This is a genomic window from Lysinibacillus sp. NPDC048646 (assembly GCF_050272295.1).
GTDB lineage: Bacteria > Bacillota > Bacilli > Bacillales_A > Planococcaceae > Lysinibacillus.
Genome location: NZ_JBNNLZ010000001.1, coordinates 66,604 through 87,664, shown reverse-complemented (window position 1 = coordinate 87,664; position 21,061 = coordinate 66,604). Strand labels below are relative to the sequence as shown.

At 40.0% G+C, this 21,061-nt stretch carries 22 protein-coding genes; all 22 read left to right on the top strand.

Going from position 1 to position 21,061, the window contains the following annotated elements; translation table 11 throughout:
- The first annotated feature begins 11 nt into the window (after positions 1-11).
- The 22 genes from fapR (at position 12) to sucD (ending at position 21,033) form a co-directional block, all read left to right on the top strand.
- A complete protein-coding gene (gene fapR / locus ACQKII_RS00440) occupies positions 12-590 on the top strand; it encodes a transcription factor FapR (RefSeq protein ID WP_427455268.1) in 579 nt (192 codons plus the stop codon).
- Complete coding sequence (gene plsX / locus ACQKII_RS00435) at positions 587-1,579, top strand: phosphate acyltransferase PlsX (RefSeq protein WP_427455266.1); 993 nt, start codon at positions 587-589, stop codon at positions 1,577-1,579. The genes fapR and plsX overlap by 4 nt, the downstream gene beginning before the upstream one ends.
- A 19-nt stretch (positions 1,580-1,598) precedes the next feature.
- Positions 1,599-2,552, top strand: coding sequence for an ACP S-malonyltransferase (gene fabD / locus ACQKII_RS00430; RefSeq protein ID WP_427455264.1), 954 nt, complete (start codon positions 1,599-1,601; stop codon positions 2,550-2,552).
- The gene (gene fabG, locus ACQKII_RS00425) at positions 2,545-3,291 is read left to right on the top strand and encodes a 3-oxoacyl-[acyl-carrier-protein] reductase (protein ID WP_427455262.1); all 747 of its coding nucleotides are present in this window, start codon (positions 2,545-2,547) and stop codon (positions 3,289-3,291) included. Before fabD ends, fabG begins: the two co-directional genes overlap by 8 nt.
- Before the next feature lie 61 nt (positions 3,292-3,352).
- Positions 3,353-3,589 (top strand): acyl carrier protein, encoded by a 237-nt coding sequence (gene acpP, locus ACQKII_RS00420; RefSeq protein WP_010858413.1) that lies wholly within the window; start codon positions 3,353-3,355, stop codon positions 3,587-3,589.
- 305 nt (positions 3,590-3,894) lie between these two features.
- A complete protein-coding gene (gene rnc, locus ACQKII_RS00415) occupies positions 3,895-4,659 on the top strand; it encodes a ribonuclease III (RefSeq protein ID WP_427455260.1) in 765 nt (254 codons plus the stop codon).
- Positions 4,660-4,662: 3 nt separating this feature from the next.
- A complete protein-coding gene (gene smc, locus ACQKII_RS00410) occupies positions 4,663-8,244 on the top strand; it encodes a chromosome segregation protein SMC (RefSeq protein WP_427455258.1) in 3,582 nt (1,193 codons plus the stop codon).
- On the top strand, positions 8,241-9,521 hold the full coding sequence (ftsY, locus tag ACQKII_RS00405; RefSeq protein ID WP_427455256.1) for a signal recognition particle-docking protein FtsY: 1,281 nt from the start codon (positions 8,241-8,243) through the stop codon (positions 9,519-9,521). The genes smc and ftsY overlap by 4 nt, the downstream gene beginning before the upstream one ends.
- 317 nt (positions 9,522-9,838) lie before the next feature.
- The gene (locus ACQKII_RS00400) at positions 9,839-10,174 is read left to right on the top strand and encodes a putative DNA-binding protein (protein ID WP_427455254.1); all 336 of its coding nucleotides are present in this window, start codon (positions 9,839-9,841) and stop codon (positions 10,172-10,174) included.
- Between the two features lie 12 nt (positions 10,175-10,186).
- Entirely contained in the window at positions 10,187-11,545 is a 1,359-nt protein-coding gene (gene ffh, locus ACQKII_RS00395; protein ID WP_427455252.1) for a signal recognition particle protein, read from the top strand.
- Between the two features lie 94 nt (positions 11,546-11,639).
- Positions 11,640-11,912 carry a 30S ribosomal protein S16 gene (rpsP, locus tag ACQKII_RS00390; protein ID WP_427455250.1) on the top strand — a complete coding sequence of 91 codons (273 nt, stop codon included), beginning with the start codon at positions 11,640-11,642 and terminating at the stop codon, positions 11,910-11,912.
- Positions 11,913-11,927: 15 nt separating this feature from the next.
- Entirely contained in the window at positions 11,928-12,161 is a 234-nt protein-coding gene (locus tag ACQKII_RS00385; protein WP_004269410.1) for a KH domain-containing protein, read from the top strand.
- A 216-nt stretch (positions 12,162-12,377) separates the two neighbouring features.
- A complete protein-coding gene (gene rimM, locus ACQKII_RS00380) occupies positions 12,378-12,896 on the top strand; it encodes a ribosome maturation factor RimM (protein WP_143997636.1) in 519 nt (172 codons plus the stop codon).
- Entirely contained in the window at positions 12,896-13,624 is a 729-nt protein-coding gene (gene trmD, locus ACQKII_RS00375) for a tRNA (guanosine(37)-N1)-methyltransferase TrmD (RefSeq protein ID WP_427455248.1), read from the top strand. The genes rimM and trmD overlap by 1 nt, the downstream gene beginning before the upstream one ends.
- Before the next feature lie 126 nt (positions 13,625-13,750).
- Positions 13,751-14,095 carry a 50S ribosomal protein L19 gene (gene rplS / locus ACQKII_RS00370; RefSeq protein ID WP_427455246.1) on the top strand — a complete coding sequence of 115 codons (345 nt, stop codon included), beginning with the start codon at positions 13,751-13,753 and terminating at the stop codon, positions 14,093-14,095.
- Between the two features lie 107 nt (positions 14,096-14,202).
- A complete protein-coding gene (gene lepB / locus ACQKII_RS00365) occupies positions 14,203-14,769 on the top strand; it encodes a signal peptidase I (RefSeq protein ID WP_427455245.1) in 567 nt (188 codons plus the stop codon).
- A 56-nt stretch (positions 14,770-14,825) separates the two neighbouring features.
- A complete protein-coding gene (gene ylqF / locus ACQKII_RS00360; RefSeq protein ID WP_427455243.1) occupies positions 14,826-15,701 on the top strand; it encodes a ribosome biogenesis GTPase YlqF in 876 nt (291 codons plus the stop codon).
- Between the two features lie 115 nt (positions 15,702-15,816).
- Entirely contained in the window at positions 15,817-16,572 is a 756-nt protein-coding gene (locus ACQKII_RS00355; protein WP_427455241.1) for a ribonuclease HII, read from the top strand.
- A 20-nt stretch (positions 16,573-16,592) separates the two neighbouring features.
- A complete protein-coding gene (locus tag ACQKII_RS00350; RefSeq protein ID WP_427455240.1) occupies positions 16,593-18,494 on the top strand; it encodes a hypothetical protein in 1,902 nt (633 codons plus the stop codon).
- Positions 18,491-18,793 (top strand): EscU/YscU/HrcU family type III secretion system export apparatus switch protein, encoded by a 303-nt coding sequence (locus ACQKII_RS00345; RefSeq protein WP_427455238.1) that lies wholly within the window; start codon positions 18,491-18,493, stop codon positions 18,791-18,793. The genes ACQKII_RS00350 and ACQKII_RS00345 overlap by 4 nt, the downstream gene beginning before the upstream one ends.
- Before the next feature lie 159 nt (positions 18,794-18,952).
- Complete coding sequence (gene sucC / locus ACQKII_RS00340) at positions 18,953-20,113, top strand: ADP-forming succinate--CoA ligase subunit beta (protein ID WP_427455236.1); 1,161 nt, start codon at positions 18,953-18,955, stop codon at positions 20,111-20,113.
- Positions 20,114-20,130: 17 nt separating this feature from the next.
- Positions 20,131-21,033 carry a succinate--CoA ligase subunit alpha gene (gene sucD / locus ACQKII_RS00335; RefSeq protein ID WP_427455234.1) on the top strand — a complete coding sequence of 301 codons (903 nt, stop codon included), beginning with the start codon at positions 20,131-20,133 and terminating at the stop codon, positions 21,031-21,033.
- Positions 21,034-21,061 lie beyond the last annotated feature (28 nt).

Below are 21,061 nucleotides of genomic sequence, written 5' to 3'. Positions count from 1 at the left end.
GGCGAATGACGTTGAGACGAACGAAAAAAGAGCGGCAGCGATTATTATCTGAAACGATTGCGGAAAATCCATTCGTCACAGATGAACAGCTAGCATCGGAGTTTCAGGTAAGTGTCCAAACGATTCGTTTAGATCGTATGGAATTAGCGATTCCAGAATTACGCGAGCGAATTAAAGATGTGGCTTCGAAAACCTATGAAAATGAAGTGAAATCTTTGCCGATTGATGAAGTAATCGGTGAAATTATTGATATTGAATTAGATAGTCGTGCATTATCTATTTTTGACGTAAAAGAAGAACATGTTTTTCAGCGCAATGGCATCGCACGTGGGCATCATTTATTTGCACAGGCAAACTCATTAGCGGTAGCGGTTATTGATGATGAACTGGCCTTGACAGTGCACGCCAATATCACATTTGTGAAACCTGTGAAAGCTGGAGATCGTGTTATTACGAAGGCTGTAGTTGTCGGACGAGATGACGAACATCATCGTACGAAAGTGGAGGTACTATCTACTGTTAACGGTGAAACAGTCTTTGTTGGCGAATTTGATATGTACCGCACGAAAGGTAAAGGTGAACAACAATGAAATTAGCGCTTGATGGAATGGGTGGCGACAACGCACCAAAATCAGTTGTGGAAGGTGCTTTATTAGCATTAGATCAAATTCCAAATTTGGAAATTCAACTATATGGACAGCAAGAAAAGCTTGCTCCGTTTTTAAAAATGAATGATCGATTAACGGTTGTCCATTGTGAAGAAGTGGTAGGAGGTACAGACGACCCTGCACGTGCTGTTCGACGTAAAAAGGACTCATCAATGGCACGAATGATGGATGCTGTGGAGGAAGGAAAGGCAGATGCTTGTCTATCGGCTGGCAATACGGGTGCTTTAATGGCAGGTGGCTTATTTAAAGTTGGGCGTATAGAAGGAATTGCACGACCTGCTTTAGCAACGACATTACCAACGCTTGATGGCAAAGGCTTTTTGATGCTCGATTTAGGGGCAAATGCGGATGCACGACCTGAGCATTTATTGCAATATGCAATAATGGGCGATATTTACGCTAAAAAGGTAGGCGGGCTACAAAAGCCGCGTATTGGACTTTTAAATATCGGTACAGAAGATAAAAAGGGCAATGATTTAACGAAGGCAGCTTTTGAATTGCTAAAAGAAGCCGATTTGAACTTTATTGGTAACGTAGAAGCGCGTGATTTACTAGAAGGGGTTGCAGACGTCGTTGTGACAGACGGTTTTACGGGTAATATGGTGTTGAAATCGATCGAAGGAACAGCAGGTGCGTTATTTACGATGTTAAAAGAGGCTTTTATGTCTTCTACAAAAACAAAAATTTCAGCAGTCCTAATGAAAAATAATTTACGTGACTTAAAAAATAAAATGGATTACACAGAGTATGGTGGGGCAGGTTTATTTGGCTTGCAAGCACCTGTTATTAAGGCACATGGCTCGTCGAACGGGAGAGCAATCTTTAGTGCGATTCGCCAAGCTAATACGATGGTAGAGCATACTGTCATCACAACAATTACGGACACAGTGCGTCGCTTAGAAATTGACTAACAAAGGGGATTAATGACAAATGACGAAAATTGCATTTATTTTTCCAGGCCAAGGCTCTCAAACAGTTGGCATGGGTCAAGAATTTGTAGAGAACGCGGCTGACAGCAAAGCATTTTATGAAAATGCAGACAAAGCTCTAGGATTTGAACTCTCAAAGTTAATGCTAGCGGGACCTGCAGAGGAATTGACGTTGACATATCATGCACAGCCAGCCCTTTTAACGACAGGTGTGATGGTGGCAGAGAAATTACGTGCAGCTGGAATTACACCAGACTATGCAGCTGGTCACTCACTGGGCGAATATGGTGCATTAGTGATTGCAGGGGTGCTGTCATTTGAGGACGCGGTAACAGTTGTTCACAAACGTGGTTTATATATGAACGAAGCAGTGCCGGCAGGGCAAGGCGCAATGGCGGCTATTCTTGGCATGGAACTGAATGCATTACATGAAGTAACTGAAAAAGTGACAGTGGCAGGTGATGCAGTACAGGTAGCGAATGTTAACTGTCCGGGTCAAATTGTCATTTCTGGGACAAAGGAAGGCGTTGAAAAAGCATCTGTAGCAGCGAAAGAAGCGGGTGCTAAACGTGCGATACCTTTAGTAGTGAGTGGACCGTTCCACTCAGAATTAATGCGACCATCATCAGAAAAATTACGTGCGACATTAGATGGTATTGTCCTATCAGCCCCACAAATACCGGTAATCGGCAACGTTAGGGCGAATGAATTACAAGATGTCACTGCGATTCAACATGAACTAGTGGAGCAAGTGTACAGCACAGTACAGTGGGAAGCGTCTGTTCGTGAATTGATTGCTAAGGGTGTTGACGTATTTATCGAATGTGGACCGGGCAAAGTTTTAAGCGGTTTAGTAAAAAAAATAGATCGATCTGTAGCAACATTATGTGTGTATGATGAAGCATCATTAGAAGCACTATTGGAAGCGTCGAAGGAGTGGACAATCAATGCCTAAATTACAAGGTAAGGTAGCAGTTGTAACTGGTGCTTCGCGAGGAATTGGACGTGCGATTGCGTTGAAACTTGCTGAAGAGGGAGCTAAAATAGTCGTTAATTATAGTGGCTCCCAGGCAAAGGCAGAGGAAGTTGTTGCCAGCATTCAAGCGAACGGTGGTGAGGCGATTGCAGTGCAAGCAAGCGTCTCAAAAGCTGAAGAAGTGACGGCGTTAATGGATGCAGCAGTGAAAACGTTTGGTTCACTCGATATTTTAGTCAATAATGCGGGCATTACACGTGATAATTTATTGATGCGTATGAAAGAAAACGAATGGGACGATGTTTTAAACACAAATCTAAAGGGTGTTTTCCTTTGTACAAAAGCGGTAACGCGTCAAATGATGAAACAACGTGCAGGTCGTATTATTAATATTTCATCCATTGTTGGTGTAGCAGGAAATGCTGGGCAGGCCAATTATGTAGCTGCCAAAGCAGGCGTTATTGGTTTGACAAAAACGACTGCTAAAGAATTGGCAACTCGAAATATATTAGTGAATGCGATAGCACCAGGCTTTATTGAAACGGAAATGACAGAACAGCTACCAGAAGATTTAAAACGAGGTATGCTTTCACAAATTCCTTTAGCGAAGCTTGGTCAGCCAGAAGATATTGCTAAGGCCGTTATTTTTTTAGCTTCAGACGATGCTAACTATATGACTGGTCAGACGTTACATATAGACGGCGGCATGGTGATGTAATAATATGTAATGGGCATAGAATTTAATTTTTTGTATAATCATGTGAGGGGAGGTGAAAGATTTGACTACTGTATTAGAACGAGTAACAAAAGTAATCGTGGACCGTTTAGGTGTAGAAGAAAGCGAAGTAACACTTGAAGCTTCTTTCCGTGATGATTTAGGTGCTGACTCATTAGACGTAGTTGAGCTTGTTATGGAGCTTGAAGATGAATTCGATATGGAAATTTCTGATGAAGATGCTGAAAAAATCTCAACGGTTGGTACTGCAATTTCATACATCGAAAGTAAAATCAGCTAATTTTGTTTTAACTTTATTCAGCAGTAAGTCACTCACTCACTTCTATAAGTGCAGAAGTGAGTGCAGACCCAGTTATTAATCGATAAACTGTCAAAGCTAGCTGAATAAAATTAAGCCTCTGAGGCGAATTTAAAAGGGTACGTAATGGTTCGTTTATCGAACTCAGGACGTGCCTTTTTTCATTTTGTGAAACGATTTGCAAAAAAATTGCCAAAACATTGCATTTTTACGGAAATACTTTTGCATAAACGCCTTGAAAAAGGTACACTAAGACGGTAGAAACTATTAGGAAGGCAGATTGTTCAATGGCTATGAAAAGAAAAGGAACTATGCAGAAATCAGGCGTACTTCCTGAGAAAGTACGCAATCAATTCGAGCTGTTACAGCATGAATTGAACATCACATTTTTAAATAAAAATTTATTGTATCAAGCATTCACGCATTCATCTTATGTGAATGAGCATCGCCGTAAGTTGTTTACGGATAATGAGCGTCTTGAATTTTTAGGTGACGCTGTACTTGAACTATCTGTTTCTAAATACCTCTTTGAGAAATACCCACATATGAGCGAAGGCGAATTAACGAAACTTCGTGCGTCAATTGTTTGTGAGCCGTCACTTGTTATTTTTGCAAATGAATTAGGCTTTGGTCGCTTTGTGTTACTTGGAAAAGGTGAGGAATTAACAGGTGGTCGGGAACGCCCAGCGCTACTTGCAGATGTATTTGAATCATTTGTAGGAGCCCTTTATTTAGATCAGGATTTACAAACGGTCGTGACATTTTTAGAACGAATCGTGTTCCCAAAAGTAGAAATCGGTGCTTTTTCGCATGTGATGGATTTCAAGAGTCAGTTACAAGAAATGGTGCAACAAACGAATAATGGCCTTCTTCATTACGAAATTGTCGATGAGAAGGGACCTGCGCATAATCGTACATTTGTATCGAGCGTGTTATTAAATGGACAAGAGCTTGGGATTGGTCGAGGGAAATCAAAAAAAGAAGCCGAGCAGCAAGCTGCACAATGTGCTATGCATGCTATGCGTACGCAGACTGCTAAAGAGGAGGCTTAATAGATGTTCCTAAAACGACTGGAAGTGATTGGCTTTAAATCTTTTGCGGAGCGCATTGGTATTGATTTTGTACCAGGTGTTACTGCTGTTGTCGGACCAAATGGCAGCGGAAAAAGTAATGTGACCGATGCTATTCGTTGGGTACTCGGAGAGCAATCGGCAAAGTCGTTACGTGGAGCAAAAATGGAAGATGTTATTTTTGCTGGGAGTGACTCTCGAAAGCCACTGAACTTTGCAGAGGTAACGTTGATTTTAGATAATACTGATGAACAAATTGCTTTTCCGTATACAGAAGTAAGCGTAACAAGACGCGTATACCGTTCAGGTGATAGTGAATATTTACTAAATAACCAGCAGTGTCGCCTGAAGGATATTACGGACTTGTTTATGGACTCGGGACTTGGTAAAGAAGCTTTTTCAATTATTTCACAAGGCCGTGTCGATGAAATATTAAATAGTAGACCTGATGACCGTCGATCAATTTTTGAAGAGGCGGCTGGTGTATTAAAGTATAAATTACGCAAGAAAAAAGCGGAGCATAAACTGGTTGAAACAGATGAGAACTTATACCGCGTATTAGACATTTTGCATGAGTTAGATGGTCGTCTAGAGCCTTTAGCTATACAGGCCTCAAGCGCAAAAGATTATGTGCAAATGTCAACAGAGCTAAAGGATTTTGATATTGCGATTATTGTGCACGATTTAAAAAATTGTGCACAATCTTTGCATGCTCTAAAAGAAGAATTTATACAACTATCTGAAACGGAACAAACACAAGCGAGTAATATTGCAGCTTTAGAGACAAAGTCAAATGAGATTCGTAAGCATTTGAAAGGACTAGATGACTTATTAGACGTCTCTCAATCGGATCTTGTTGATGCAACAATGGAAGTGGAGCGTTGGGATGGTCGTAAAGCCTTGATGGCAGAAAAGCGTCAAAACACCTCTAACCAGCTATTACAGTTAAATACATCTTTACAAGAAGCGAAAGATGAAGTAGAGGCTCTGACTGTTCAAGAACTTGAAAAGAAAGAATTATTTACTGAAAAACAGCAAGAAGTATCGACACTGAAGCAAGTCATTAAGCAATTGGAGCAATCGTTAAATCGTTCCGTCACAGAAATAGAACAAGAAATAGAAGAACAAAAAAATCGTTATATCGATTCGTTGAACGAAGAAGCTACTGTCAAAAATGAATTGAAAAATATTGATCAACAACTAGCTCAACAAAAAGCAATGGCTGCCCGTATGACAGACCAAACGGATGAATTTGGCCAGGAGCTTGCACAAATTTTAGCCGAAAAACAAGCACTCACTGTTGCACATACTGCTACAACGAATGAGCTACAGCACAAGCTAGAGGGATTTGAAACGCTACAGATACAACTCAAGAAAGTAAATACATCCTTTAATGACAAACAAGAAATGCTTTATAAAGCGTACCAACATCAGCAACAATTGAAAGCTAGAAAAGATACGCTAGCCGAGCTAGAATCTGATTTCTCAGGATTCTTCCACGGAGTAAAGGAAGTATTGTTAGCGCGAGATAAGGGTGAGTTACAAGGAATTGAAGGCGCTGTCGCTGAATTAGTTCAGGTTAATAGTAAGTATACACAGGCGATTGAAACGGCATTAGGTGCAGCCTCTCAGCATATTGTGACAACGAATGAGCATCAGGCTCAGCAGGCTATTCTTTGGCTAAAACAAAAAAGAGCGGGACGTGCGACATTTTTACCCAAAACAGTTATGAAGTCACGTAAAGTAAATTTGTCCGCTATACAGCTCGCTACTGAGCATCCGGCTTTTGTGCAAATGGCTGATGCACTCGTTACATTCGATGAAGAAAATCGTTTAATTGTTGAAAACCTGCTAGGTAATGTACTTGTCGCAGCGAATTTAGAAGGAGCTAGCCAAATTGCCCGTTTATGTGGTTTTCGATATCGTGTTGTAACTTTAGACGGAGATATTGTTAATGCGGGTGGTTCGTTAACCGGTGGTGCAGCGAAGCAACAATCTTCGCTCTTTACTCGAAAGGCGGAATTAGACGGCTTAATTGCAAAGTTAGAAGCATTAGAAACTTCAATTTATAGTGCTGAACAGGCTGTAACAGCTGAAAAAGAGAAACTTGCGACATTGCGCGATACTGTTGAGAAGATGAAACTAGAAGGCGAGCAATTGCGTAAAGATGAAATGCAACAGGCGAGTCGTATTCGAGAGTTAGAGGTTGTTGAAAAAAGTTTATCTGCACGAGTTTCCTTTGCATCTAATGAAACGCAGGATGTTAAAACACGTGAAGAAGCATTGTTAACACAAAAAGATGTAGCAACAGCACGTTTAGCAGCACTGGCTACAGAGCTAATAGCAATTAATGAAACTGTTGAACAGCTAGGTAAGGTGAAGTTACAAAGTGAAACAGAAAAAGATGTTCTTCGTGAGCAATCTGCAGAGAAACGTTCGCAATTAGCCGTTATACAGGAGCAAATGTCTCAAGTACAAATTGCGACCGCAGAGCTTGCCTTACAATTAAACAAAGCTCGTCAAAAAGTCGACAATATTTCTCAGGAAATAATCTGGCTTCAATCTGATGAATCGACAAAACTACTAAGTGATGAAGAAGTGGATGAGCAGGTCACTACATGGAAAACTAGACGTGATTTGTTACAAACCACGATTTCACAGAAAAAAGAAGAAAAAGTAGCGCAACAACAAGAACTGACAACATTGGAAGAACAGCTGAAGGAAATGCAACGTATACATAAAGGCTTCCTTGAAGCAATACGTGCAAATGAATTAAAGCGTAATCGCGTAGAATTTGAAACAAATAATTTCAATGAACAGCTCGAGGAAAACTATCAGCTAACGTTTGAGGAAGCGATGAATGAAGCTCTTACGATTGAGGATGAAGAGCATATGCGCCGTCGTGTCAAGCTGTTGAAAAAATCAATCGAAGAACTGGGGCCTGTAAACTTAAGTTCGATTGAGGAATATGACCGTGTACTAGAACGTCATTCATTTTTAACTGAGCAACGTGAGGATTTACTTGCGGCACAGGAAACCTTACATGAAGCCATTAAGGAAATGGATGAGGAAATGACACTGCGCTTTAGTGAGACATTTTATGCGATTCGGGAGCAATTCAAACTTGTATTCCGGGAACTATTTGGTGGAGGTCAGGCGGATTTAGTGTTACTTGAGCCAGACAATATGCTTGAAACAGGTATTGAAATTGTAGCACAACCACCAGGGAAAAAATTACAAAATTTAAGCCTGCTTTCTGGTGGTGAGCGTGCGCTTACAGCAATTGCCTTATTGTTCTCGATTTTAAATATTCGCCCAGTGCCTTTCTGTATTCTCGATGAAGTAGAGGCTGCGTTAGATGAGGCCAATGTTGTTCGATATAGCGAATATTTGAAGAAATTTAGTCTTGATACACAATTCATTGTTATTACCCATCGTAAAGGTACAATGGAGGGAGCTGATGTACTGTATGGTATTACAATGCAGGAATCAGGCGTATCAAAACTTGTTTCAGTAAAATTAGAAGATGAACCCGTACTTGCGGAGCAAAGGAGCGAACAAGCATGAGTTTTTTTAAACGAATAAAAGATAAGTTGATGGGAAATCCCACTGATGAAGAAAAGGTAGTAGATAGTAACGAGGAAGAATCTTCCGAACAGCAGCAAGTCGAACCAACAGAAACAGCTCAATTAGAAACGACTGTAGAAGTAGTAGTTGAAGTGAAGGCAGAGGATGCACCAGTAAGTGAGAACCCTATCGTAGTGGAAACTCTGGTAGTTTTTGAAGAGCTGAAGCAAGAAGAAGTGCAAGAAGAAGTGCAAGAAATTGCTATTGTAGACGAGCAACCTGTTGATGAAACTAATATAGAAAAGAAACCATCTGCTTGGTCAATTACACAAAAATTTAAGGCGGGTCTTGAAAAAACGCGTAATTCATTTACTTCTAAAGTGAATGATTTAGTTGCCCGCTACAGAAAAGTGGATGAGGATTTCTTTGAGGAATTAGAAGATCTATTATTACAAGCGGATGTCGGCTTTGAAACTGTGATGGAGCTTATGGACAAATTGCGCTTTGAAGTACAACGAAAAAATATTAAAGATACAAATGGCATTCAAGCAATTATTTCCGAAAAACTTGTGGAAATCTATGAGCAAGGCGAAGCAGATTTAATTGACCTAAACCTGCAGCCTAAGGGTGAACTAACCGTTATTTTATTTGTCGGAGTGAACGGCGTAGGGAAAACGACAACGATTGGTAAACTTGCACATCGCTTAAAAACAGAAGGTAAAAACGTCATATTAGCTGCAGGAGATACTTTCCGTGCTGGCGCGATTGATCAATTACAAGTTTGGGGAGACCGCGTTGGTTGTGAAGTTATTAAACAATCTGAGGGTTCCGATCCTGCAGCCGTTATGTACGATGCAATTCGTGCGGCAAAAAATCGTAATGCAGACGTGTTAATTTGTGATACAGCAGGCCGTTTGCAAAATAAAGTAAATTTAATGAATGAACTTGAAAAAGTACATCGCGTAATATCACGTGAAGTGCCTAATGCACCGCATGAAGTATTACTAGCACTTGATGCGACAACTGGTCAAAATGCGCTTGTTCAGGCGCAAACATTTAAAGAAGCGACAAATGTAACAGGCATTGTATTAACCAAACTTGATGGTACTGCTAAGGGTGGTATTGTATTAGCCATTCGTAACAAACTACACATTCCAGTGAAATTTGTTGGTCTGGGTGAAAAGATGGATGATTTACAACCATTTGATGCAGAACGCTATGTATATGGATTATTTGCAGATGGATTAGATAAGGAATTACAAAATAACGAAGATTAATACGTAAGCGACAGCAGCAAAAGCCACTGCGCGAAAGCAAAGCGACAGCAGCAAAAGCCACTGCGCGAAAAGCAACAGTTATACCAGCTTATTGAGCTGTATTTGGCATCGAAACGAATTACGCAGAGACATAATTGATTGATGATACGCTCGTCTGTGAAAAGGCGAATCACATTGTTTAAAAGGGAAATGTTAGCTAAAGGTGGAAAATACCTGGTATCGGCTATTTAAGGCTTTTAGACAAGGAGATTACCTTGACACAGATGGGCGCTTTTCGTTATGATACAAATGACTAATAACGGGGGGAGAAATATTCGATGCTACTTGAAAAAACAACACGCATGAACTTTCTCTTCGACTTTTATCAAGCATTATTAACAGATAAGCAAAGAAGTTATATGGAACTTTATTATTTAGACGATAACTCGCTTGGGGAAATCGCTGGATCATATGGAGTTTCACGCCAAGCTGTTTATGATAATATTCGTCGAACAGAAGCGATGCTTGAAGTATATGAAGAAAAACTATGTTTACTTGAAAAATTTCAGCAACGCACACAAATGCTAGCGCAGCTAACAGCAGGGATTACGGAAAAAGTCATGACAATTGAGGAACAGTTAACGCTTATTGAACAATTGAAAGAATGGGATTAGGAGGCGAAAGCAGTGGCTTTTGAAGGATTAGCGGAACGACTCCAAGGGACGATCCAAAAGATTAAAGGTAAAGGGAAAGTATCGGAGCAAGACGTCAAAGAAATGATGCGTGAAGTCCGATTTGCTTTAATCGAGGCGGACGTTAACTTAAAAGTAGTAAAAGAATTTGTTAAAAAAGTAAGTGAACGTGCTGTCGGCGTGGATGTTATGCAAAGCTTAACTCCTGGTCAACAGGTTATTAAAATTGTTCAAGACGAATTAACACAACTAATGGGTGGCGAACAAAGCCCCATTAAATTTAATACCAAGCCACCAACTGTTATTATGATGGTCGGCCTACAAGGTGCAGGTAAAACGACGACTTCTGGGAAATTAGCGAATGTTTTACGAAAGAAGTATAATCGTAATCCATTATTAGTGGCGGCTGATGTTTATCGTCCTGCGGCGGTGCAGCAATTACAAACATTAGGTAAGCAGTTATCGCTTCCTGTATTTGCGTTAGGCATAGATGTATCTCCTGTAGAAATCGCACGTCAAGCAATAGAGTTGGCAAAAGAACAACATCATGATGTTGTTATTATTGATACAGCTGGTCGTTTGCATATCGACGAAGATTTAATGCAAGAATTAAAGGATATTCGTGCGTTAAAAGAGCCTGACGAAGTGTTCCTTGTTGTGGATGCTATGACAGGTCAAGATGCAGTAAATGTTGCGGAAAGTTTTAATGAGGCTGTTGGCATTACAGGCGTTGTTTTAACGAAGCTTGATGGTGATACACGTGGTGGTGCTGCATTATCGATTCGTTCTGTAACTCAGAAACCGATTAAATTCGTCGGTATGGGTGAGAAAATGGATGCACTTGAGCCGTTCCATCCAGAGCGTATGGCGTCTCGTATTTTAGGTATGGGTGACGTTTTATCACTTATTGAAAAAGCGCAAGCAAATGTTGATGAAGCAAAAGCAAAAGAACTAGAAGAAAAGTTCAAAACGCAAAGCTTCACTTTAGATGATTTTGTCGAGCAATTGCAACAAGTGAAGAAAATGGGACCACTAGATGAAATTTTAAAAATGTTACCGGGTGCGAACAAAATCAAAGGCTTAGATAATGTTAAAGTTGATGATAAGCAAATGGGTCACGTTGAAGCAATTATTTACTCGATGACGCCTGCTGAAAAAACGAATCCTGAAATCATTAATGGCAGTCGTAAAAAACGAATTGCTCAAGGATCTGGTACGTCGATTCAAGAGGTCAATCGTCTGTTGAAACAGTTCGATGAAATGAAAAAAATGATGAAGCAGATGACAGGTATGGCAACAGGTAAAGGTAAGAAAAAAATGAAATTACCAGGCTTTGATTCATTATTTAAATAATATTTTTTAGGTGTTAAGAAAAAACACTTTACAAACATCACAAACATTGATAATATACTATCTTGTGTGAAACTTATTCGGAGGTGCTATTAAAATGGCAGTTAAAATTCGCTTAAAACGTATGGGAGCTAAAAAATCTCCTTTCTATCGTATCGTAGTTGCAGATGCTCGTTCACCACGTGACGGTCGTCAAATTGAAACAGTTGGTACTTACAACCCACTAACTCAACCAGCTACTGTAAACATTGATGAAGAGAAAGCTCTTAAATGGTTATCTGACGGTGCAAAACCATCAGATACAGTGCGTAACCTGTTCTCAGAACAAGGTATCATGGAGAAATTCCATAACCAAAAATTCAGTAAATAATCGGGGGAGACGTCTTTGAAGCAGCTGATTGAAGCAATCGTTTTACCGTTAGTCGATTATCCAGAAGAAGTCCGTATTGAGACGGACGAAAATGCAAATCGAATTGTTTATAAACTTTTTGTTCATCCAGAGGATCGAGGGAAAGTCATAGGCAAACAGGGGCGGGTTGCCAAAGCGATTCGTACAATTGTTTATTCAGCGGCAGGTAGTCACCATCAAAAAAAGACTTACGTCGATATATTGGATTGAAAAAGGAGGGGAGGAGCTTGCTAGTTCCTTCCTTCTTTTTTATATAATAGAATATTGGATATACTAGCCAATGACTAGGCTGAAATGCCATCCCTTGAATGTTGCTTCAATCCCTCAGGCGAAAGTGGAAGCGTGTCTACTTTCGCCTGGGGGCTCTCTAGCGCTGATCAGGGATAGACGAGCATTTTAGTACTTTTCTAACATGAGGTGATCAGGATGGAATGGTTTAATGTAGGTCGTATTGTTAATACGCATGGTATCCGAGGGGAAGTGCGTATTTTATCGACGACAGATTTTGAAGAACAACGCTTCGCAGTGGGCAATAAGCTCGCAGCCTTTAAAAAGGACGATAAAAAGCCGACATGGGTAACGATTGAATCGGTGCGTCGTCATAAAAACTTTATCTTATTAACATTTGAAGGCATGCACAATATTAATTTAGTTGAGCCGTTTAAAGAAGGCATGCTAAAAGTAACGAAAGATCAAATGGAAGATGATTTGTTAGAAGAAAACGAATACTTCTATCATGACATCATCGGTTGTTCTGTTATCTCTGAAGAGGGGGAAACAATCGGTGAGATTAAAGATATTTTAGAAACTGGCGCAAATGATGTATGGGTAATAAAAGGCGTAAAAGGTAAAGAGCATTACATCCCATACATTGAAGATATCGTTAAAGATATCAATATTGACGAAAAAGTCATTACAATTCATGTGATGGAAGGTTTATTATAATGAATATTCAAGTGCTGAGCCTGTTTCCGGATATGTTTACAGGTGTATTTGGAGCATCGATATTAAAGAAGGCGCAAGAAAAAGGCGCAGTGCAGCTCTCTGTCACAGATATCCGTGTGTTTTCGGGCAATAAGCATAATCAGGTGGACGATTATCCATATGGTGGTGGCGCGGGGATGGTGTTAAAGCCAGAACCGATGTTTAGCGCTGTAGAGGCAATTACAGCGGGAAGAAAGCCACGTATCATTTTGATGTGTCCACAGGGTGAACGCTTTACACAAAAAAAGGCAGAAGAACTAGCGCAAGAAGAAGAATTAGTTTTTTTATGTGGACATTATGAAGGCTATGATGAACGTATTCGTCAACACCTTGTAACAGATGAAATTTCAATTGGAGATTTTGTGTTAACTGGTGGGGAGTTAGGCGCCATGACAGTTATAGATAGTGTCGTACGTCTTTTACCTGGCGTCTTAGGACAAGAAGATTCACATATACAAGATTCTTTTTCAACGGGGCTACTTGAGCATCCGCATTATACACGTCCAGCAGAGTTTCGTGGCATGACAGTACCCGATGTTTTACTGTCAGGAAATCATGCAAAAATTGAACAATGGCGTGAGGAACAGTCTTTAAAAAGAACATTCGAGCGTCGCCCAGACTTACTCGCACATTATTCTTTATCGGACAAGCAGAAAGTGTATCTCGAAAAACTAAAAAATGAACAGTAATGATGCTTGCTTGCATGCAGTATTTGTGATAACATCTACTATGTACTTCTATGTGAAGTGCTGAATCACGGTGTTCCGCTGTGGCATAAATTGCGTGCAAGAGCATCTGTCTAAGGAGAGAAAACAATGTCAAACATTATTACAGAAATTACTAAAGCTCAGCTTCGCACTGATCTACCAACTTTCCGTCCTGGTGATACTGTTAAGGTACACGTGAAAGTAGTAGAGGGTACTCGTGAACGTATCCAATTATACGAAGGTGTAGTTATCAAACGTCGTGGTGGCGGTATTAGCGAAACTTTCACAGTTCGTAAAATTTCTTACGGTGTAGGTGTTGAACGTACATTCCCTGTACACACACCAAAAATCGCTAACTTAGAAGTTATACGTCGTGGTAAAGTACGTCGTGCTAAACTTTACTACCTACGTAACCTACGTGGTAAAGCTGCTCGTATTAAAGAAATTCGATAATTGTGACTTAAAAGTGAGGGGCTTGTGTAGCAAGCCCCTTTTCTTTTTGCTTGTCATCTTAAATAGCTATCATCTAAAATGAGGGTAGACAAGGGGGCAAATTCTCAATGGAAAAACAAGTGAAAGAAAAGAATGAATTATGGGAATGGACAAAGGCGCTTCTAATTGCATTTGCGATTGCAGCAGTTATTCGTTATTTTTTATTTACACCAATTGCAGTAGATGGTGAGTCCATGATGCCAACCCTTGAAGATGGCGACCGTATGATTGTCAATAAAATCGGCTATAAAATAGGGGAACCTGACCGCTTTGATATTGTCGTATTCCATGCGCCAGAGCAAAAAAATTACATTAAGCGTGTAATTGGCTTACCAGGTGATACGTTGGAATATAAAGATGATCAGTTATACATTAATGGTGAAGCGATAGACGAGCCTTATTTAGATGCTTATAAAGCAGAAATTACAGAGGGAACGTTAACAGAAGATTTTACGTTAGATGATATCGATGTTTCGCTTAATGATGGAATTCCCGAAGGTTATGTTTTTGTTATGGGAGATAATCGTCGATATAGTAAGGATAGTCGACATATTGGTATTATCGATCAAAAAGAAATTATCGGTAATACAAGCCTGATTTTTTGGCCGTTTAGTGATATTAAAATTGTAAAGTAGCTTATTGAAGGGGAGCGGACAACTCTCCCTTTTTCTTTTGATTAGGAGGTACATGTATGACAATTCAATGGTTTCCGGGGCATATGGCGAAAGCTCGCCGTCAAGTAACTGAAAATCTAAAGCTAGTAGATATTATTTTTGAATTAATCGATGCACGTTTGCCGCTATCATCGCGTAATCCGATGATAGACGAGGTTATAAACCAGAAAACGCGTCTTCTTATTTTAAATAAGGCGGATATGGCAGATGAGCAAGAAACGCGTAGATGGGTGCAGTATTTTGCAGACCGTGGGCATAAAGCGGTTGCTATAAATTCGCTTGAAGGTAAAGGTTTGCAGCAGGTAACAAAGGCAGCACAGGAATTGTTACAAGAAAAGTTTGATCGCATGAAAGCACGAGGGATGAAACCACGAGCGATTCGAGCGATGATTGTTGGTATACCCAATGTTGGTAAATCGACACTGATTAACCGTTTGGCTAAGAAAAACATTGCTAAAACAGGTAACACACCAGGTGTGACAAAATCTCAGCAATGGATAAAGGTCGGTAAGGAGCTGGAATTACTCGATACGCCAGGAATCCTATGGCCAAAATTTGAAGATCAAGAAGTAGGCTATAAGTTGGCGTTAACAGGTGCTATTAAAGATACCATTACAAATATGGAGGATTTAGCAGTATATGGTTTACGTTTCTTGTCAGTCCATTATCCAACACGGATGGAAGAGCGATATGGAATCCGTTTTATTCATGAAGATTTAGTCGAAACTTTCGATCATATTGGGAAGCTTCGTCGTGTATTTAGCACAGGTGGCGAGATTGATTATGACCAAGTAGCGCAGCTGATTGTGCGTGATATTCGTGGTCTACAATTAGGAAAACTAACATTTGATTTTGTTGCCGAACAGCTTGAAAAGGAAGAGGAGCAGCAATAGTACCTTCATAAAACTGTCATACTCACACAATAAATTGTGAGCATGACAGTTTTTCTTTTAGGAATGGCACTTGTTGCCGATAAATGATATAGAGTGAAATAAAAGGGAGTAACGTATGAAAACGATTAAAGAGATTACAACAGCATTGAAAATGGCCGAGGATTGGCACGAATGGATGAGTGAGATAGCAACTGATGAACGAGCAGGTGTGCAAAAGGCTTGGATCAGTTGGAAAAAGCGTCAGGAAAAAAAACGACAGTTACTACAGGAACATCAAGCAAAAATTGACTTCGATCATAGTTATGGCGAGACAGATGCTTTGATTGCAGGTGTTGATGAGGCAGGACGTGGGCCGCTAGCGGGGCCAGTTGTGACAGCAGCGGTTATTTTGCCAAAAGACTGTGAAGCATTTGTTGGTCTAAATGATTCAAAACAGCTATCGAAGGTTAAACGCAATACCTTTGCAGCGCTTGTGAAAAAGCATGCTATCAGTTATTTTATTCATTTTCAGGCAGCGGAAGAGATTGATGCACTAAATATTTATGAAGCAACAAAACAATCCATGAAGACGAGTGTGGAATCGTTGCCTATAAAACCTAATTATGTACTTGTTGATGCGATGACATTGCCGATAACTATTCCGCAAGATGCCATCATTAAAGGGGATGCTAAAAGTCTGGCAATAGCAGCTGCCTCCATTTTAGCGAAAACTGCACGAGATGAGTATATGGAACAATTGGATAAAGAATTTCCTATGTATGGCTTTGCACAGCATGCAGGATATGGAACGAAGCAACATTTAGAGGCACTTGAAACGTATGGACCGACGTTACATCATCGCAAGTCGTTTGAACCTATAAAATCAATGTAAGAAAGGAGTATCGTATCTATATGACAGCTACATCATTTAATCCGATACAACTGCAACAAACGGCTTTAACACCGGTTAACCAGCCACTTGCATTAAAACAAGGGCAAGTATTTCACGGCACCATTAAACAGTTGTTTCCAGATCAAATGGCAGAGATACAGGTTGGCAACCAAAAACTAATTGCAAAGCTTGAAGTGCCACTCAAAGCTGGTGACGCACACTTCTTTCAAGTGGCAGGTACAAGCCCTCAAACAGAGCTGAAGGTTGTTACAGGCCCTATGGCACAAACAACTTCACCAACACAACAAATGAATCAGCTACTTGAATCGATGAATTTACCAAAATCAACAGAAATGCAGCAAGTGTTAGCACATTTTATGAAGGCACAAATACCGATTTCTAAGGAGCAACTCATCCAAGCAGAGATGTGGCTGAAAGCATTGCCAGAAGGTATCTCTAAGGCAGATGCGTTGCTAGCTCTGCAAAGAATGGTCGAGCTAAAAATGCCAATGACAAATGACGTATTTCAGGCGCTTGTCAGCGGACAAAAAACAGCGGGAATGTCTGCTACAATGGATGCCTTTGCACAGCTGTTAGCAAAGGATACAGTGTTAGCAGAAAACCTAAAGCAAAATTTAATGCAACAGGTACAAGCAATTGCGAAACCTTTTGATGTGGAAACTGGCAGCTTAATGCTCGCAAAATCTATAGAAATATTAAACAATGGTGCGGGATCAATGAGCGAGCGCTTACAGGCCTTGACTGTTTTGAAAGATGCTGGCGTGCTCCCACAGCAAGCATCTTTACAAAATTGGTCTACGCTAATGGCGAACAATACAAAAACTACCCAAGCAAATTCAATGCATCAGGCAGGACAGATGATTCAAACGATTTTAACAGCAAAGCCTGAAAATACAGCACAACTCATTGAACAACTAAAATCATGGACAACCGGTCAAAACTTATTAACGAATGAACAAAAGCAACAGCTGAACCAAATAATAGACAGATTTAGTCAATTGCCTCCGAGTAAGCAAGCATTAGAAGTTTTTGCGAAGCAGGTGCAAGAACATCTCATCAAGGCGTTTGCACAAAATACACCAGAACGCTTATTTACGCAAGATTCCAATGGATTATCAACAAAAGATCAATTATTGTCGCTATTAAAGCATGAATTAGCCACTCCGGCTCAAAACGAAGCATTGATGCGTAATCTCGTGAAGGTTGGGATTGAATCGCCACAACCTATGATTCAACAAATTCTTACACAAGCAGATGCACATGTACAAAGCTCAATGGATAGTAAAGCAATGGAACATGCACTTAAAACGGTTTTAAAAACTCTAGGAATAAGTTATGAAGCATCGCTAGCTAATAAGTCTGCGGATTTACAGTCGATTGCTCATCAATTAAAGCCACAGCTCCATACATTGTTGCAGGAAGTACAGGTTACGCCACAGCTGAGAGAAGCAGCAGAAATGTTAATGACACGAATGAACGGTATGCAGCTTGCATCAGGTGAAAGTGGCCATCAGCATCAACTTATTATGCAAGTACCACTCGAATTTTTCGGCAAAAAAATGGATGCAACCTTACAGTGGAATGGGCGTATGAAGGATGATGGTAAAATTGATGCCAATTATGCGCGCATCTTATTCTATTTACAAATGGAATCAATGCAAGAGACTGTTATTGATATGCAAGTTCAAAATCGTGTAGTTACAGTGACGATATTTAATGAAAACTTTGATATCATCCCACTTGCGGAGCCACTAAAAGCAGCATTAAAAATTGGCTTAGCTGAAAAAGAATATCAATTATCAGGTGTTTTTATTAAACAATTTGAAAAAGCTAAACCTGAAAAAATGACCGCTGTAGTAGAACAGCAAGAGGGACATAGTGGGGTGGATTTCCGCATATGAGTGAAGAAAAAGTTACTCGAAAAGAAGCAATTGCCCTTACGTATAAGCAAGGTAAATTTGATAGTCCGACGGTAGTCGCAAAAGGAAAAGGGAAAGTTGCAGAAAACATATTAGCACGTGCGAATGAGCATGATGTGCCGATTTATGAAGATCCAAACCTCGTACAATTACTTGGACAGTTAGATTTAAATGAGTCGATACCTGAAGAATTATATCAGGCTGTGGCTGAAGTTTTTGCATTTATTTATCGTTTAGATCAACAACATGGACAAAATGATAGAAAAAATAAAGTATTCTGATTTTTGTAATTCTCTGTTTTAGTACACGAAGTAGAAAAAACCGACATAATAAACTATAAAATTCGAAAAAAAGACAAAGTGTAGACTTTATCAGAATCTTTAGTTAGAATAGATATGTTAGTAAAACAATTTTGCAAATGTTTGATGGGAGGATGTATTATGAATATCCATGAATATCAAGGGAAAGAGATTCTTAGAAAATATGGTGTAGCTGTACCCAACGGAAAAGTTGCTTTTTCCCCTGATGAAGCAGTGAAGGTAGCGAAAGAACTTGGCTCTAACGTCACAGTAGTCAAGGCGCAAATTCATGCGGGTGGACGCGGTAAAGCAGGTGGTGTAAAAATCGCTAAAAACCTTGATGAAGTACGAACTTACGCAAAGGAATTATTAGGGAAAATTTTAGTGACACATCAAACAGGTCCAGAAGGAAAAGAAGTAAAACGTTTATACATTGAAGAGGGTTCTGATATTCAAAAAGAGTATTATTTGAGTTTAGTACTAGACCGCGCTACATCTCGTGTAACGGTGATGGGTTCTGAAGAGGGCGGCATGGATATTGAAGAAGTAGCAGAAGAACACCCAGAAAAAATCTTCAAAGAAGTTGTTGACCCAGTAATCGGTTTGACAAGCTTCCAAGCACGTCGCATGGCGTTTAATATGAATATTCCAGCAAACCTAGTAGGGAAAGCTGTTAAATTAATGTTAGGCTTATATCAAGCATTTATCGACAAGGATGCTTCTATTGTAGAAATTAATCCACTTGTTGTAACTGGACAAGGGGAAGTGGTAGCGTTAGATGCTAAATTTAACTTTGATGCAAATGCATTATACCGTCATAAAGATATTGTTGAGTTACGCGATTTTGATGAGGAAGATGCAAAAGAAATCGAGGCTTCCAAATATGACCTTAGCTATATTTCACTAGATGGCAACATTGGCTGTATGGTAAATGGAGCTGGTCTTGCTATGGCGACAATGGATACAATCAGCTACTACGGAGGTAGTCCCGCTAACTTCCTTGATGTTGGGGGCGGCGCTACAGCTGAAAAAGTAACAGAAGCATTCAAGATTATCCTTTCTGATTCACATGTAAAAGGAATTTTTGTCAATATATTTGGTGGCATTATGAAATGTAACATTATCGCTGAAGGTGTAGTAACAGCAGCGAAAGAAATTGGTTTAGCTGTACCGTTAGTAGTTCGTTTAGAAGGTACGAATGTAGAACTTGGAAAAGAAATCTTAAACGCATCTGGTTTAAACATCGTGGCAGCGGATTCAATGGCTGACGGTGCGCAAAAAATTGTGGGACTAGTAGGCTAAGGAAGGCAGGGAGAACAATGGCTGTATTTATTAATAAAGATACAAAGGTAATTGTACAAGGAATTACAGGCGAAACAGCGCTATTCCATACGAAGCAAATGCTTGAATATGGTACAAAAATCGTAGCAGGCGTAACACCTGGTAAAGGTGGACTTGAAATCGAGGGCGTACCCGTATTTAATACAGTATCAGAAGCTGTAGCAGCGACTGGTGCAACAGCTTCGGTTATTTACGTGCCTGCGCCATTTGCAGCAGATGCGATTTTAGAGGCTGTGGATGCTGAGCTAGCATTAACAATTTGTATTACAGAGCATATTCCTGTCCTTGATATGGTAAAAGTTAAACGTTATATGGAAGGCAAAAAAACACGCCTAGTTGGTCCAAACTGTCCAGGTGTTATTACAGCCGATGAATGTAAGATTGGTATTATGCCAGGGTATATTCATACTAAAGGCCATGTAGGGGTGGTTTCTCGTTCCGGGACATTAACATACGAGGCAGTTCACCAATTAACACAAGCTGGTATTGGCCAAACAACAGCTGTTGGCATTGGAGGAGACCCTGTTAATGGGACAAACTTTATCGATGCACTTGAAGCATTCAACAATGACCCTGAGACATACGCAGTTGTCATGATTGGAGAAATTGGTGGTACAGCTGAGGAGGAAGCAGCTGAATGGATAAAAGCAAATATGACAAAACCTGTTGTTGGCTTTATCGGTGGACAAACAGCCCCTCCAGGAAAACGAATGGGCCACGCAGGTGCCATTATTTCTGGTGGTAAAGGAACAGCAGCTGAAAAAATTAAAGCTATGAATGCGGCTGGCATTGAAGTAGCAGAAACCCCTTCAGTGATTGGTGAAACACTTATTAAAGTAATTAAAGAAAAAGGGCTATACGAAAAGTGTAAAACCCATTAAAATGGAAGATGTAGCACATTGTGGCTAC